The 13,486-nt window shown below is 61.5% G+C and carries 14 protein-coding genes and 1 riboswitch; of the genes, 3 read left to right on the top strand and 11 right to left on the bottom strand.

Translation table 11 applies throughout. From position 1 onward, the window contains the following. Nucleotides 1-174: 174 nt before the first annotated feature. From D109_RS0124920 to D109_RS0124895, 6 genes are all read right to left on the bottom strand, one after another. Nucleotides 175-807, bottom strand: coding sequence for an urea amidolyase associated protein UAAP2 (locus D109_RS0124920; RefSeq protein WP_017479275.1), 633 nt, complete (start codon nucleotides 805-807; stop codon nucleotides 175-177). Between the two features lie 9 nt (nucleotides 808-816). Further along, nucleotides 817-1,542 (bottom strand): urea amidolyase associated protein UAAP1, encoded by a 726-nt coding sequence (locus tag D109_RS0124915; protein ID WP_017479274.1) that lies wholly within the window; start codon nucleotides 1,540-1,542, stop codon nucleotides 817-819. Beyond that, a complete protein-coding gene (locus D109_RS0124910; RefSeq protein ID WP_017479273.1) occupies nucleotides 1,539-2,303 on the bottom strand; it encodes an ABC transporter ATP-binding protein in 765 nt (254 codons plus the stop codon). The genes D109_RS0124915 and D109_RS0124910 overlap by 4 nt, the downstream gene beginning before the upstream one ends. Next, nucleotides 2,300-3,115, bottom strand: a complete 816-nt coding sequence (locus D109_RS0124905) for an ABC transporter permease (RefSeq protein ID WP_017479272.1) — start codon at nucleotides 3,113-3,115, stop codon at nucleotides 2,300-2,302. The genes D109_RS0124910 and D109_RS0124905 overlap by 4 nt, the downstream gene beginning before the upstream one ends. A 12-nt stretch (nucleotides 3,116-3,127) precedes the next feature. After that, complete coding sequence (locus tag D109_RS0124900; RefSeq protein ID WP_017479271.1) at nucleotides 3,128-4,195, bottom strand: putative urea ABC transporter substrate-binding protein; 1,068 nt, start codon at nucleotides 4,193-4,195, stop codon at nucleotides 3,128-3,130. Nucleotides 4,196-4,256: 61 nt separating this feature from the next. Further along, a riboswitch (guanidine-I (ykkC/yxkD leader) is annotated at nucleotides 4,257-4,357 on the bottom strand. A 198-nt stretch (nucleotides 4,358-4,555) separates the two neighbouring features. Continuing rightward, a complete protein-coding gene (locus D109_RS0124895; protein ID WP_017479270.1) occupies nucleotides 4,556-6,178 on the bottom strand; it encodes a methyl-accepting chemotaxis protein in 1,623 nt (540 codons plus the stop codon). A 303-nt stretch (nucleotides 6,179-6,481) separates the two neighbouring features. Here D109_RS0124895 and D109_RS0124890 point away from each other — a divergent pair, with 303 nt between their 5' ends. Next, nucleotides 6,482-6,841: a hypothetical protein gene (locus D109_RS0124890; RefSeq protein WP_017479269.1), complete on the top strand. Its 360-nt coding sequence runs from the start codon at nucleotides 6,482-6,484 to the stop codon at nucleotides 6,839-6,841. Between the two features lie 159 nt (nucleotides 6,842-7,000). After that, the gene (locus tag D109_RS0124885; protein WP_017479268.1) at nucleotides 7,001-7,435 is read left to right on the top strand and encodes a DUF3757 domain-containing protein; all 435 of its coding nucleotides are present in this window, start codon (nucleotides 7,001-7,003) and stop codon (nucleotides 7,433-7,435) included. A gap of 7 nt (nucleotides 7,436-7,442) precedes the next feature. Here the strand turns inward: D109_RS0124885 and D109_RS0124880 are convergent, their stop codons facing one another. Then, nucleotides 7,443-8,555: an enoyl-CoA hydratase/isomerase family protein gene (locus D109_RS0124880; protein WP_017479267.1), complete on the bottom strand. Its 1,113-nt coding sequence runs from the start codon at nucleotides 8,553-8,555 to the stop codon at nucleotides 7,443-7,445. Between the two features lie 132 nt (nucleotides 8,556-8,687). Here D109_RS0124880 and ung point away from each other — a divergent pair, with 132 nt between their 5' ends. After that, complete coding sequence (ung, locus tag D109_RS0124875; protein ID WP_017479266.1) at nucleotides 8,688-9,380, top strand: uracil-DNA glycosylase; 693 nt, start codon at nucleotides 8,688-8,690, stop codon at nucleotides 9,378-9,380. Nucleotides 9,381-9,434: 54 nt separating this feature from the next. Here ung and D109_RS0124870 read toward each other — a convergent pair whose 3' ends face one another. Genes D109_RS0124870 through D109_RS0124855 form a run of 4 tightly spaced genes read right to left on the bottom strand, consistent with a single transcriptional unit; the run spans nucleotide 9,435 to nucleotide 13,486 of the window. Next, nucleotides 9,435-10,472 carry an AbrB family transcriptional regulator gene (locus D109_RS0124870; protein ID WP_017479265.1) on the bottom strand — a complete coding sequence of 346 codons (1,038 nt, stop codon included), beginning with the start codon at nucleotides 10,470-10,472 and terminating at the stop codon, nucleotides 9,435-9,437. Further along, on the bottom strand, nucleotides 10,465-11,979 hold the full coding sequence (locus tag D109_RS0124865; protein ID WP_017479264.1) for a tripartite tricarboxylate transporter permease: 1,515 nt from the start codon (nucleotides 11,977-11,979) through the stop codon (nucleotides 10,465-10,467). Before D109_RS0124865 ends, D109_RS0124870 begins: the two co-directional genes overlap by 8 nt. Before the next feature lies 1 nt (nucleotide 11,980). Further along, nucleotides 11,981-12,439, bottom strand: a complete 459-nt coding sequence (locus tag D109_RS0124860) for a tripartite tricarboxylate transporter TctB family protein (RefSeq protein WP_017479263.1) — start codon at nucleotides 12,437-12,439, stop codon at nucleotides 11,981-11,983. 60 nt (nucleotides 12,440-12,499) lie between these two features. After that, nucleotides 12,500-13,486: a tripartite tricarboxylate transporter substrate binding protein gene (locus D109_RS0124855; RefSeq protein WP_177325538.1), complete on the bottom strand. Its 987-nt coding sequence runs from the start codon at nucleotides 13,484-13,486 to the stop codon at nucleotides 12,500-12,502.

The raw sequence follows: 13,486 nt of genomic DNA, 5'->3' as shown, positions 1-13,486 counted from the left end.
TGCTCGCGAATGCGGTGGTTCAGTCAATACATCAGTCGCGTGATACGCCGCTTTCGCGAGCAAGCCCGCTCCCACACAATCACGCTCCCACAGTTGATCTTCAGCGTTTTCGGAGGCACTGCCCGGCGCGGGCCTGGCACAGGGCGAACAACCACTGACGCAACCGCTTGATTTTCAGTTCCATACCAGTAACTCCGCAGGGGTAGGGTTGTAGCCGTTGCACGGGTTGTTCAGTTGCGGGCAGTTGGAGATCAGCACGATCACGTCCATCTCGGCCCGCAGGTCGACGTATTTGCCGGGGGCGGAAATACCGTCCTCGAACGTCAGCCCGCCATCAGCCGTGACCGGCACATTCATGAAGAAATTGATGTTCGGCCCGATGTCGCTTTTGCCCAGCCGGCCATCGTGGGCGCAGGCCCGCAGGTAGTTGTCGCGGCAGCTGTGCATGTAGCGTTTTTCCAGGGCGTAGCGCACGGTGTTGCTCTCTTGGGCGCAGGCGCCGCCGAGGGTGTCGTGGCGCCCGCAGGTGTCGTCGACGATGGTCAGCATCGGCTGGCCGAGGTTGGAATACAGCACGCTGCCGGTGCTCAGGTACACCCTGTTTTGCCGGCGCAAGGTGCGCTGCACGTCGTAGCGTTCCTTGGGGTTTTTCAGGCTGTAGAACAGCGTGTCGACGGCCTGGTTGCCCTCAAGGTCGAGGATGCGCAGGGTCTGGCCGGCCTTGACTTCCATCAGCCAGGGTTCGCCGGCGGGGATGGTCGCGCGGTACACGGCCGCGTCCGGTTGGTTGGCGAGTGCGATAGACATGGCAGGTCCTCAGGCGAACAGACGGTCAGTGTTGATAAAGCCGCGCTCGTTTTCCGGGCGCGAGGTGCGGCAGTGTTCGGCGACGCTTGGGGCGGCGTTCATCCAGCTGAGTTTCAGCGGCTGCGGCGCGTATTCGGGATTCGGGTCCATGGGGTGTTGCAGGGCGGTGAGCACCACCAGCGTGTCCATCGGTGCGTAGAGTTCGATGTAGTCGCCGGCTTTGGAATTACCTTCGGCAAAGTGCAGCGTGCCGGTGTCATCCACGGTGATTTTGCTGAACAGGTTGAGGGTCATCAGCAGGTCAGACAGCCCCAGGCCCCACTTGCCCAATTCCACCAGCAGGTTGTCGGTGCCGTTGCGGTAGAAGCCGTTGCGCAGCTCTTGATAGCGGCCCTTGCCGTATTTTTCCGCGACTTCGGCGGCGCATAACACGCCGCCGATGCTGTCGCTCCAGCCGCAGGTGTCGGCGGTGATGGCGGCCAGCACGCGGCCCATGTCCGAGTACAGGCAGTGGCCGCGGGTGAGCTTGGCGGTGTGTTGGCATTTGAGGCTGTCGGGCAGGTTCAGGCGCTCGGTTTTTTCGTTGGCATTGAGCAGGGTCAGGCTGACGTTGGCGCCGCCGCGAATGTCGGTGAGGCGCAGCAGTTGGCCGCGCTTGAGCACGAAGGAACGGTGGCCGCCGCCGGGGAGCATTTCCTCGGCGAAGGGTGGGAACAATTGGGTTGAGTCGGTCATTTGGAAGTGGCTCCAAGTTCGGCGGCGATCGCCTTGCGGCGCTCGCTGTTCAAAGGGATGTCGTAGGTGATGCGGGCGCCGTAAGCGCCGGGGGCGTGCGGGTCGAGGCGCACCTTGTCGAACACCACCAAGCGGGTGCCGAGGCTGAAGCCTTCGCTCAGGTCGTGGGTGACCATGAACACCGTCAGCCTGGTTTCGCGCCACAGCTCCAGCAACAGCAGGTGCATGTCTTTGCGAATGCCCGGGTCGAGGGCGCCGAAGGGTTCGTCCAGCAGCAACACGCGGGGCTTCATGATCAGCGCCTGGGCGATGGCCAGCCGCTGTTGCATGCCGCCGGAAAGCTGTGCCGGGTACTTGTCCAGGGCATGGCCCAAACCGACTTTATGCAGCAGAGCGGCCGCTTGTTCCCGTGCCTGTTTTTTCGCGCTGCCGAACAGGCGCCCGAGCAATGTTGAGCGCGGCAATTCGAGACCGAGTGCAACGTTGTTCAGCACCGTCAGGTGCGGGAATACCGAGTAGCGCTGGAACACCACGCCACGGCTGGCATCGGGTTCGGCGGCCAGGGGTTTACCGTCCAGCAGGATCTCGCCATGGCTGGCAATTTCCTGTCCCAGCAACAGGCGCAGAAAGGTCGATTTGCCGCAGCCGGAAGTCCCGACCAAGGTGCAGAACTCGCCTTCGGCCACCTGCAGGTTCAGGCGCTCCAACACCACCTGGTCGCCATAGCGCTGCCACACATTGTTGACGCTGATAAAGCTCATGCCCGCGCTCCTTCGTACCAGGGGAACGCGCGCCGGGTCAGGGCCTTGAGGCCCCAGTCCATCAGCCAGGCGAGCAGGGTGATCCAGACCACGTAGGGCAGGATCACGTCCATCGCCAGGTAGCGGCGTACCAGGAAGATCCGGTAGCCCAACCCGTCGGTGGAGGCGATGGCTTCGGCCGCAATCAGGAACAGCCACGCCGAGCCCAGCATCAAGCGCAGGGAGATCAGCAAGCGTGGCAGCAATTGCGGCAGCACCACCCGCAGCATCAGGGTCCATGTGGAGGCGCCGAGGGTCTGCGCCTTCACCAGCAACTCGACGGGAATTTCCCGCGCCCGCTGTTCCAGGTCCCGCGCCAGGGCCGGGGTGATGCCGATCACGATCAGCATCACTTTCGACAATTCTCCCAGCCCGAACACGATGAACAGGATCGGCAGGATCGCCAGCGGCGGCACCATCGACAGCACCGTCAGTAACGGCGACAACGGTGCGCCAAACAGCGGCAAGGTCCCGGCAGCGATGCCCAGGCACAGGCCGGCGAGGGCGCTGATGCCGAGGCCGATCGCCAGGCGGCGCAGGCTTGAGGCGCTGTCTTGCCACAGCACGTATTCACCTGTGCGAGCGTCGGCACTGAAGGCCAGGCGTTTCACCGCGTCGCCCATTTGTGCGGCGCTGGGCAGCAGCTTGTCGTTGGGGTTGTCTGCCAGGCGCTCGGCCGAGCCCACGAAGTAGGCGAACAGCAGCAGGGCGAAGGGCAGCAGCACCAACAGCAGGCGACTGGAGCGTTCCGGGTGACGGTTGATCAGGCGCATGGCCGGGTCCTCTTACAGCGTGCCGTCGGCGGCCATCTGTACGTAGCTGGGGTCGAAATGCAGCTTGAGGTTGGCGGTGTCGCCGCGGGTCACGCCGTTGGCGAAGCTCATGCCCACGGCGTTGGTGTCTTTGGCACCTTCACCGAGCAGGCCGTGTTTAAACGAGAACTCGGCGACCTTGCCCATGGTGGCGGGCAACTGCGCGCTGGTGGCGAAGGCCAGGGCTTCCTTGGGCGTGGCGAACAGCTTGGTGGTGTCCAGTTGCGACTGGAAGCCCTTGAGGTCGGTGCCGGAAGCCTTGGCCATGTGTTCCAGGGCATCGGTGCTGGCGGCGTTTTTCGCGTTCATCAAGGCGACCACTTCAAACCAGGCACCGGTCAGTGCCTTGCCCAGCTTGGGGTTATCTTTGAGGGTCTGGGTGTTGACCACCATCATGTCCATGATTTCGCCGGGCACTTTGCTGGAGTCGAACACTTCGGTGACGCCGGGCTTGGCCTTGATCTCCGAGAGCATCGGGTTCCAGGTGGTGACGGCCTTGACCTGGTCGGTGTTGAAGGCGGCGGCGATGTCGGCGTCGGAGGTGTTGACCACTTTCAGGTCTTTTTCGCTGAGGCCGGCTGACTCCAGGGCGCGGGCCAGCAGGTAGTGGGACACCGAGAGTTCCACCAGGTTGACGTTCATGCCCTTGAGGTCGGCGACGGTCTTACCGATGCCCTTGATGACCACGCCATCGTTGCCGTTGGAGAAGTCGCTGACCACCAGCGCGGTGCTGTCCACGCCACCGGCGGCGGGGATGGTCAGGGCGTCCATGTTGGTCATGGTGCAGCCGTCGAACTGGCCGGCGGTGTACTGGTTGATGGATTCGACGTAGTCGTTGAGCTGCACCATGTCGATCTTGATGCCGTACTTCTTGGCCCATTTGTCCAGGATGCCTTGGCTGCCGGCGTACTCCCACGGCATCCAGCCGGCATAAATCGTCCAGCACACGCTGAAGTGGTCTTTGGGGGCGGCCTGGGCGGAAAAGCTCACGACGGCGGCAAAGGCGGCGGCGAGCAGGGCGGGTAAACGTATCGAGGGCATGGATGCTTCTCCAGTTGATCAAGGGCGAGCAGGAGCAACGCGGCACCGTAAACGGTGGCTTGTCTCCCGGGCTTTTATCCCGCCGTGTAACCTCAACTGGAGGTCGCCAACTCTCGGACCAGCCACTCGCCTTAGCGAGCCGGAACCCTAGTCAGCCATTGCAAATTGTGGTGCCGCGAACCTGTGATGACTCTTGCACGGGAGAGGTAAAGCGAGAGTCGTGCCAAGTGAAGGATGGCGCGGATTTACAGGCCTGCCGACTGGCATGGAGGCGTGGCGCCGGGGGTTCATGCATTGCGCTGGTGCGTGGTTGCACTGCAATGAAGCGAACCCCCGGGCCCGATGGATAATGCGGTTTTTCTACAGCTGGAACTTGGCCACCAGGGTATTGAACGATGTGGCCAATCGCGACAGCTCCTGACTCGAGGCGTTGGTCTGGTGGGCGCCGGCAGCGGTCTGCGTCGACAGGTCCTGGATATTGAGCAGGTTGCGATCCACTTCCCGCGCAACCTGGGCTTGCTCTTCGGACGCCGAGGCAATCACCAGGTTGCGTTCGTTAATCTTCGCCACGCTGTGGGTGATGCGCTGCAAGGCTTCGCCCGCATTCTGCGCCATCGTCTGGGTGTTGTTGGCCAAGGTAAGGCTCTTGTTCATGGCCGCAACGGCGCCATCGGCCCCTAGCTGCACGGTACCGATCATGTTTTCGATGTCGACGGTGGAAGATTGCGTGCGATGGGCCAACGCCCGGACTTCATCCGCCACGACGGCAAAGCCTCGGCCTTGCTCGCCGGCACGCGCCGCTTCAATAGCCGCATTGAGGGCCAGCAGATTGGTTTGATCGGCAATGCCACGAATCACATCCACCACCTTGGCAATTTCCCGAACCTGCACGGCCAGATCAACCACGGCCTGGGTGGAATCATTGATCTCACTGACCATCGAACTCATCCCGGACACGGCCTGGTCCACTTGCAGGCGGCCATCATCCGCTTCAGCATTCGCCTGGCGAGAGGCCTCGGACGTCGACACCGCATTACGCGCTACCTCGTCCACCGCTGCGGTCATCTGGTTTACGGCGGTGGCGGCTTGCTGGATTTCGTCATTCTGGCGGGTCAGGCCGCGAGTACTTTCGTCGGTCACCGCGCTCAGTTCTTCCGCTGCGGAGGCCAGTTGGTCAGAGGCGTTGGAAATTTCCAGCAAGGTACTTTTCAAGCCCCCCTGCATGTCGGATAACGCCATCAGCAACTGCCCGGCTTCATCCTTGCGATCAGTGATGATGGCCTGCGTCAGGTTGCCTTGTGCTACACGTTGTGCGCTTTGCACCGCCTGTGCGAGGGGTTGGGTGATGAGGCGGGTAATCAATAGACCAATGGTGATCGCGACAATAAATGCCAGGACGATACCGCCGATCATCCATTGCAAGGCACTGCTACGTAAAGCGTCGGCCTCTGCCGAACCTTCCTTGATTTGGCGATTGTTGGAATCGACGATGATTTTGAGCAGCTCGCGGGATTGTCTGAAGAGTTCGTTGTTGCTGCTGTTGAGCAGCGTGCGCGCTTGATCGGCGTGGCCGGCGTCAATCAGTGAAATAATTTGTTCGGAGCTGGTGACGTACTTGGCCCAAACCTGGTCCAGGGTATCTCCCGCCGCGCGCTCATCATCCTCCAGGGGCGTTGCGCGGTAAGTCGCGTAGGCCGTTTGGCTGCGTTTCAACTCATTGGCGATGTCTTGGCGAACACGATCACGGTCTTGTGAGGAAATATCACCACGGCTGGCATCCAGCAATCGATACAGTCCCCGGTTGTGGGCAACAAGGCCGTTGAGGGTAGCGTTGGTATTACTGACGGATACCAGGTTGTTAGAGAAAGCTGAATCAAGGGCGGTTGCCAGCCGGCTGACACCGTTGATACCCAATGTCCCGACTGCCAGCGTGATGACGGCGCACAGTACGAACGAAAGCAGCAGTTTGGTTGAGAGTTTCATGGCTGAGATCCGGATTGATGACGATAGGATGACCGCACTAGAGCGTCCGTGCTGTTGCGTGGCATCATAATGACATCATTCGAATTGTTGAAGTTTCAATGCCGATTAAAAATCCATCCTGGGAGCTGGTTTTCATGGCAGGGCTGTCATTGAGGCGAAGTAAGGGGGTGTTGACATGTATCAAGCTGTTACCAAATCGCACCAGATTCGCTTTTTGATGTCAGATATTTCGTCAGGCAGTGAAAGCTGTTTGCCGCCCCCCAGCGTCGCTGGGTGTGCTCTTCCGCGGTCCAGGAGGCCGCCATGTATCGTCGACTGCTTCTCATCGCTTTGCTCGGTTTGACCCTGTCTGCGTGTGCGCCCTATTACGGAGGTGGCGGGGCCTATTACGGTTCCGAGGTCTACACGGCGCCCGCGCCGGCGTACTACTACGGCGGCGGTCCTTATTATCATTACCGCCAGGGTTACTACCCACCACCGCAGCGTTACTACCCGTCGCCGCGTTATTACCAGCCGGCGCCTCGCTATTACCCTACAGGGCCGCGAGCCGGTTACCGGCCTTACCCCAACCAGGGTTGGGGCAACGGTCATTGGGGCAATGGCGGCGGGCGTGGTCAGGGCGGCCAAGGCGGCCACGGGGGAGGCCGTGGCGGGCATCGCTGATCGTACTAATTGGAAAAACGGCGCTTAGGCGCCGTTTTTGCTGACCGCTGGTCGGTACTGTCATATTTGACAGCTATTCTATGGGCTACGACTGTAGTTAATTGGGAGCGGACGCTATTTGGCGTGTCGTTTCCTGCATCGACTGACGGAGCCCATACCATGCGAGTCAGCCCAGTTTACTTGTTGTTTTTTGTTCTTTCAGGCTTCAGCACATTGGCGGCGGCGCAAGGCTGTCCTTACCCGAGTACCGTGCGCTACGTTGATGGCCACTTTCAGGGAGCTGATAAAGAGTCCCCCTGGATAAGCCAGGCAATGAGCGGCCCGGACCTCGTGGAAACCTTTGTGGGGGCGATTTTTATCCCGCGGGAGTCGGGTGAGCGCAAGCTTGGCTACCTGGAAAAGTGCATCTATAAAACCGTCCGCGGTAATACGGTTGCCTTGAGGTTCGGCCCGGCCCGCGGCGGGGGCACGATGTCGCTGGCTGAGACCACCCACTGGCAACCGGGTACCGATGTTTTCGGGCAACCCACATTCCAGTGCGAAGACCATCAACCTGATAATTGTGCCTTCACGTTCGAGGCGGCAAAGCGCTGACGGGCGCTCAATAGTCCGACAAGTCCGCCAGCGGATGCCGCCCTTCCCACACCTTGTGGAAGTGCGCCTGCACCACGGCCTCGGGGATCAAATTGATATCCGGCCAATGCCAGTGGGGCCGTTGGTCCTTGTCGATCAACCGCGCCCGCACCCCTTCGCTGAATTCCGGGTGACGGCAGCAGTTCAGGCTCAAGGTGTATTCCATCTGGAACACTTGGGCCAGGGACAGGTGTCGCGCCCTCTGGATCTGCTCCCATACCAGGTGCGCGGTCAGCGGGCAGCCTTCGCTCAGGGTCTTGCCGGCGCGGCTGAACAGCGGGTCGGTGTGGTCGCGCAACTGGCTCAAGGCGCGCCACGCGCAGCGCACATCGCCTACATCCAACCACTCGTCGATCTGCGAACGGCGCGGCAGCCATTGGGCTTCGGGCAACTGACCGGTGGCTTCCTGGGCCAGGGCCTTGAGCAGGCTGTTGAGTTGCATGTCGGTCTGTTCCTGCCAATTCAGTTGCAGCAGGCCTTCGAGCAGCTCGTCTTGTTGTTCATCCAGCAGGAAGCGGTCGGCCAGGCCCAGGTCCAGGGCGTCGCGGCCATTCATGTGGGCGCCGGTCAGGCCCAGGAACAACCCCAACTTGCCGGGCAGGCGTGACAGGAACCAACTGGCGCCGACGTCCGGGTACAAGCCGATGCTGATTTCCGGCATGGCCAGGCGGCTGCTCGGGGTGACGATGCGCACAGCGGCGCTTTGCAGCAAACCCATGCCGCCGCCCAGCACATAGCCGTGGCCCCAGCAGATCAACGGTTTGGGGTAAGTGTGCAGGCGGTAGTCGAGACGGTATTCAGCGGCGAAAAATTGCGCGGCCAGCGCCGGGACTTCGCCGGGATGCTCACGGCAGGCCTGGGCCAGGCTGCGCACTTCGCCGCCGGCGCAAAAGGCCTTAGGGCCTTTGCCACGCAGCAGCACGCAAACGATTTGCGGGTCTTTGGCCCAGGCGTCCAGGCGTTCGCTCAGGGCCAGGATCATCGGCAAGGACAGGGCGTTGAGGGATTTTTCCGCGTCCAGGCTGGCGATGCCAATACGGGCGCCGCCGGTGCCAATCAGTTCTTCGAAGTGCAGGTTCATCATGACCTCAATCGAGAAAGTGAAGGTTCAGTATGATCCCTTCACGGGAAAGTGCCGGTTCTGCGTCAGATCAATTGACAAGCAGGGTGGGCTTTCCTAGGGTTCGCACCATTGTTTTTTCTGGATGCAACCATGACCTCCGACGACCGTATCAAACTCGAACCCAGCTGGAAACACGCCCTGCGTGACGAGTTCGACCAGCCGTACATGGCCCAGCTGCGGGAATTCCTGCGCCAGGAGCACGCGGCCGGCAAGGAAATCTACCCGCCGGGCCCGATGATCTTCAACGCGCTCAACTCAACGCCGCTGGACAAGGTCAAGGTAGTAATCCTCGGCCAGGACCCGTATCACGGCCCGGGCCAGGCCCACGGTCTGTGCTTCTCGGTGCAGCCGGGCGTGCCGGCACCGCCGTCGTTGGTCAATATCTATAAAGAACTCAAGCGCGACCTGAACATCGACATCCCCAACCACGGCTACCTGCAAAGCTGGGCTGACCAGGGCGTGTTGATGATCAACACCACCATGACCGTGGAGCGTGCGAATGCCAACGCCCATGCGGGCAAGGGCTGGCAGTTCTTTACCGATCGGATTATTGAAGTGGTGAGCGAGCACCAGCCGCACCTGGTGTTCTTGCTGTGGGGCGCCCATGCGCAGGGCAAGCAGAAGTTGATCGACGCCACCAAGCACCTGGTGCTGACGTCGGTGCATCCGTCGCCGCTGTCGGCTTACCGAGGGTTTATCGGCTGCGGGCACTTCAGCCGCGCCAACAAGTTTCTTGAGCAGAATGGCGAGACGCCGATCGAGTGGCGATTGCCGCCGGTTTGACATAGATCCAATGCAGGAGCTCGACAGCTCCCACAATTGAACGTCGCCAAGGCGTCAGATGTTGTCGGGCTGTCGGTTCCAGTGCCGAAACAACGGCTCCGCCAGAAACAACACAAACAACAAGCGCATCACCTGCATCGCCGTTACCAACGGCACCGACAGTTGCAGGGTTTCTGCCGTCAGGCTCATCTCGGCAATCCCCCCGGGCATCATGCCCAATGTCAGCGAGCGCAAATCCAGTTGCGTCAGCGCGCTCAAACCTACCGCCGCCAGCGTCGCGATCAACATGGTCAACACTGTACCGATCAAGGTACGCCCCATGAACAATGGCGCACGCCGGAAAAACTGCCGGTTGAAGTGGCAACCCAGGCCGCTGCCGATCAGCCACTGGCCGATCTGGCTGCCACCGTCGGGCAGGCCGATGTGCAAGTCCCAGGTAATACTGACGATGGCGCTGACCAGCAACGGCCCGAACAGCCAGGGGTTTGGCTGACGCAAGCGCTGCCAACCCCAGGCTACTAACGCGCCGATAGGGAACAGCACCGCCAGCCAGGCCCAATCGACCGTCGCCGGATGCAACTGCGGAGCACCTTCCCCCAGCAAATACTTGAACGCCGCCGGCACACAGAGCACCACCACCAATACCCGCAAACTCTGGCCCGCCGCGACGCGGCTGAGCACCGCGCCATTGCGGGCACCAAGGTTGACCATCTCCCCCGATCCGCCCGGCATGCTCGAGAAAAACGCCGTGGCACGGTCTTCACCGCTACGGCGCATCAACCACACGCCCACAATGCTGGAGAGGCTGGTGACCAGCGCGCCAAAGAAGATCAGGCCGAAGTGGCTCATCACCTGTTCCATCACCACCGGGGTGAAGTGCAGGCCAATGCCGATGCCCACCACCCATTGGCCGCATTTGCGGCCGCCGGGGATTTCTGCCAACTGCCAGGGTGTGAGGCAGCGCACGAGGATGATCGCCAGCAACGAGCCGACCATATACGGCAGAGGCCAGCCGACCTGGCTGGCGAGGTACCCGCCCAGCAGGCCGACCAGCGGTGTTGCCCACCACTGTTTAAAGCTGACCTCAGACATCGGCCAGGGCGCGACGCTGCAGGGAACGCTTGCGCCAGATACGCAGGATCGGCATCAGCAACATAATGGCAGTCAGTACCCAGACACCAAAGGTGATCGGGCTCGACCACAGGATCTCTACTGCACCGTTGGAAATCGACAGGGCCCGGCGCAGGTTCTGCTCCATCAAGCCGCCGAGGATAAAGCCCAGCAGAACCGGCGACAGCGGGAAGTCCAGCTTGCGCAGGATATAACCGAAGATACCGATGCCGATCATCAGGAACAGGTCAAAGGTAGTGGCGTGAACCGCATACACACCAATCGCGGTGATGATGGCAATTACCGGCACCAGCGCCCAGTTCGGCACGGCGAGGATGCGCGTGAAGATACGGATCATCGGGATGTTGAGGATCACCAGCATGATGTTGGCGATAAACAGCGACGCGATCAGGCCCCAGACAATGTCCGGTTGCTGTTGGAACAGCAGCGGGCCCGGTGTGATGTTGTACAGCGACAGGGCGCCGATCATCACGGCGGTGGTGCCGGAACCCGGGACGCCCAGGGTCAGCATTGGCACCAGTGCGCCGCAAGCGGCCGCGCCGATGGCCGTTTCCGGGGCGGCCAGGCCGCGCTTGTCACCCTTGCCGAATTCGCCGCTGGCGCCGGCGATACGTTTCTCGGTCATGTAGGCCACGGCGCTTGCCAGCGTTGCACCGGCACCCGGCAACACGCCCATGATGAACCCCAGCACGCCGCAGCGAATGTTCACCACGAACACCGAGGAGGCTTCCTTGAAGTTGAACATCATGCGGCCGGTGGCCTTGACGGCTTCCTGGCCGTGGTGGGTTTTTTCCAGCAACAACAGAATCTCGCTGATGGAGAACAGGCCCAGTACCAGCACCACGAACTGGATGCCGTCGGTCAGGTGAATGTTGTCGCCGGTGAAACGGTACACACCGCTGTTGGCATCGATGCCGACGGCTGACAGGAACAGGCCGATCAAGGCGGCGACAAAGGTCTTCAGCGGCTTGTCACCGGCCATGCCGCCCAGGCAGACAATCGCAAACACCATCAGTACGAAGTATTCCGCCGGCCCGAAAGCAATCGCCCATTTGGCCAGCAGCGGGGCGAACATCACCATGCCGCAGGTGGCGATAAACGCGCCAATGAACGAGCTCCATGCCGACAGCGACAATGCCACGCCAGCCAGTCCTTTGCGGGCCATCGGGTAGCCGTCCAGGGTGGTCATCACGGTGGAGGCTTCACCCGGAATGTTCAGCAGGATCGAACTGATCCGGCCGCCGTATTCGCAGCCCAGGTACACGGCTGCCAACAAGATCAGCGCCGACTCGGGCGGCAGGCCCAAGGCGAACGCAATCGGGATCAACAACGCGACGCCGTTGATCGGGCCCAAGCCCGGCAACAGGCCGACCACGGTGCCGATCAGGGTCCCGCACAGCGCGGTCACCAGGTTGTAAGGGGTCAGCGCAACGCCGAAGCCCTGGCCCAAATAGCCAAGCGTATCCATATCAGTTCTCCAGAACGTCGAGCAGGCCGAGGGGGAGCGGTACGTCCATGGCTTTATCGAACAACAGATAAAGGCCGACGCTCATCAAGGTGATGATCACCGCACCAGGCAACCAGCGGCCGCCATACAGCCGGGCCATCGGAATACCGATCAGCATGCTGCTGAGAATGAAACCCAGGGATTCGAAGGTGCCGGCGAATATCAGCAGCAGCACCACGCAAATCCCGATCTTGATCAGCGTCGGACGGTCCAGTGCAGGTTCGTCTTCGGTGTGCTTGGTGGGTTGTGGACGAAACAGCATGTAGATCAGCGCCAGGCTCATCAGCCCGAGCATCAGCAATGGGTAGGCGCGTGGTCCGACAGGCTCGTAGGAAAACGATGCCTGATACGGCCAGGCCATCAGCGCCAGGCCAGCACAGGCCAGCAGCAGCGCGGCAGCGAAAATGCGTTGTAAGAGCATGAAAAACTCCTGGGCCACGGCCCTGATGTGCAGGGACGTGGCCGCACGAACAGGGGGCGATTACTGGATCAGGCCGAATTCTTTGGCGAGTATTTTGTAGTCAGCCACCTGCTTCTTCACGTAGGTGTCCAGTTCCGGGCCGGTCATGGCGAACGGGAACAGCTCACGCTGGTTGCGCAGCTTGGCGAATTCGTCGGAAGCCAGCAGTTTGTCAAAGGCGGCTTTCCACCAGGCGTAGTCTTCGTCGCTGACTTTTGGCCCAAGGTAGAAGCCGCGTACGACTGGCCAGACGATGTTGTAGCCCTGCTCCTTGGCGGTCGGGATATTCTTCATTTCCGGCTCGTCCAGGCGCTCTTCGGAGAACACGGCCAGCAGGCGCATGTCACCGCTCTGGATGTGCGGCATGGAGTCGGAGATGTCGGTACTGCCCACCTGAATGTGGCCGCCCATCAACGCTGTGACGATTTCACCGCCGCCTTCCAGTGCCACGTAACGCAGGTCGCGTGGGTTGATCCCGGCGGCCTTGGCGATCAGTGCGGTTTGCATCCAGTCCTGGCTGCCGACAGTGCCGCCGGAACCGATCACCACTTTGCTCGGGTCTTTCTTCAGCGCTTGAACAAGGTCGTCGAGGTTTTTATAGGGCGAATCGCTTTTCACCGCGATAGCACCGTAGCTGGTGCCAACGGCCGCGAGCCAGCGCACGGCGCTTTCATCGAAGCGGCCAAACTTGCCCTGGGCCAGGTTCAGCAGCGAGCCGCTGGACCACGCCACCAGCGTGCCAGCGTCTGCCGGACGCTGCGCCACGACGGCGTTGTAGGCCACCGCACCCACGCCGCCGGGCATGTAGGTCACGCGCATCGGCTTGCTCAGCAGCTTCTCGTTGACCAGCGCGCTCTGCGCCAGTTTGCAGGTCAGGTCAAAACCACCGCCCGGGGAGGCCGGGGCGATGCATTCCGGGCGCTTGGGCTCGGCGGCCAGCAATTGGCTGGCGAACAGCATGCAGCTGGCCGTCAGGGCAAATTTACGCAGTGAAAGGTTCATGTTCAT

The sequence above is a fragment of the Pseudomonas sp. PAMC 26793 genome, from assembly GCF_000313235.1.
Lineage (GTDB): Bacteria > Pseudomonadota > Gammaproteobacteria > Pseudomonadales > Pseudomonadaceae > Aquipseudomonas > Aquipseudomonas yamanorum.
This window is presented reverse-complemented; position numbering and strand designations above follow the sequence as displayed.

Bases quoted from the DNA above. Each gene is read 5' to 3' on its own strand.
- ung (WP_017479266.1), top strand. From the start codon at position 8,688: ATGACCTCCGACGACCGTATCAAACTCGAACCCAGCTGGAAACACGCC.
- D109_RS0124915 (WP_017479274.1), bottom strand. From the start codon at position 1,542: ATGACCGACTCAACCCAATTGTTCCCACCCTTCGCCGAGGAAATGCTC.
- D109_RS0124855 (WP_177325538.1), bottom strand. From the start codon at position 13,486: ATGAACATGAACCTTTCACTGCGTAAATTTGCCCTGACGGCCAGCTGC.
- D109_RS0124890 (WP_017479269.1), top strand. From the start codon at position 6,482: ATGTATCGTCGACTGCTTCTCATCGCTTTGCTCGGTTTGACCCTGTCT.
- D109_RS0124880 (WP_017479267.1), bottom strand. From the start codon at position 8,555: ATGAACCTGCACTTCGAAGAACTGATTGGCACCGGCGGCGCCCGTATT.
- D109_RS0124895 (WP_017479270.1), bottom strand. From the start codon at position 6,178: ATGAAACTCTCAACCAAACTGCTGCTTTCGTTCGTACTGTGCGCCGTC.
- D109_RS0124870 (WP_017479265.1), bottom strand. From the start codon at position 10,472: ATGTCTGAGGTCAGCTTTAAACAGTGGTGGGCAACACCGCTGGTCGGC.
- D109_RS0124910 (WP_017479273.1), bottom strand. From the start codon at position 2,303: ATGAGCTTTATCAGCGTCAACAATGTGTGGCAGCGCTATGGCGACCAG.
- D109_RS0124860 (WP_017479263.1), bottom strand. From the start codon at position 12,439: ATGCTCTTACAACGCATTTTCGCTGCCGCGCTGCTGCTGGCCTGTGCT.
- D109_RS0124865 (WP_017479264.1), bottom strand. From the start codon at position 11,979: ATGGATACGCTTGGCTATTTGGGCCAGGGCTTCGGCGTTGCGCTGACC.
- D109_RS0124905 (WP_017479272.1), bottom strand. From the start codon at position 3,115: ATGCGCCTGATCAACCGTCACCCGGAACGCTCCAGTCGCCTGCTGTTG.
- D109_RS0124920 (WP_017479275.1), bottom strand. From the start codon at position 807: ATGTCTATCGCACTCGCCAACCAACCGGACGCGGCCGTGTACCGCGCG.
- D109_RS0124900 (WP_017479271.1), bottom strand. From the start codon at position 4,195: ATGCCCTCGATACGTTTACCCGCCCTGCTCGCCGCCGCCTTTGCCGCC.
- D109_RS0124885 (WP_017479268.1), top strand. From the start codon at position 7,001: ATGCGAGTCAGCCCAGTTTACTTGTTGTTTTTTGTTCTTTCAGGCTTC.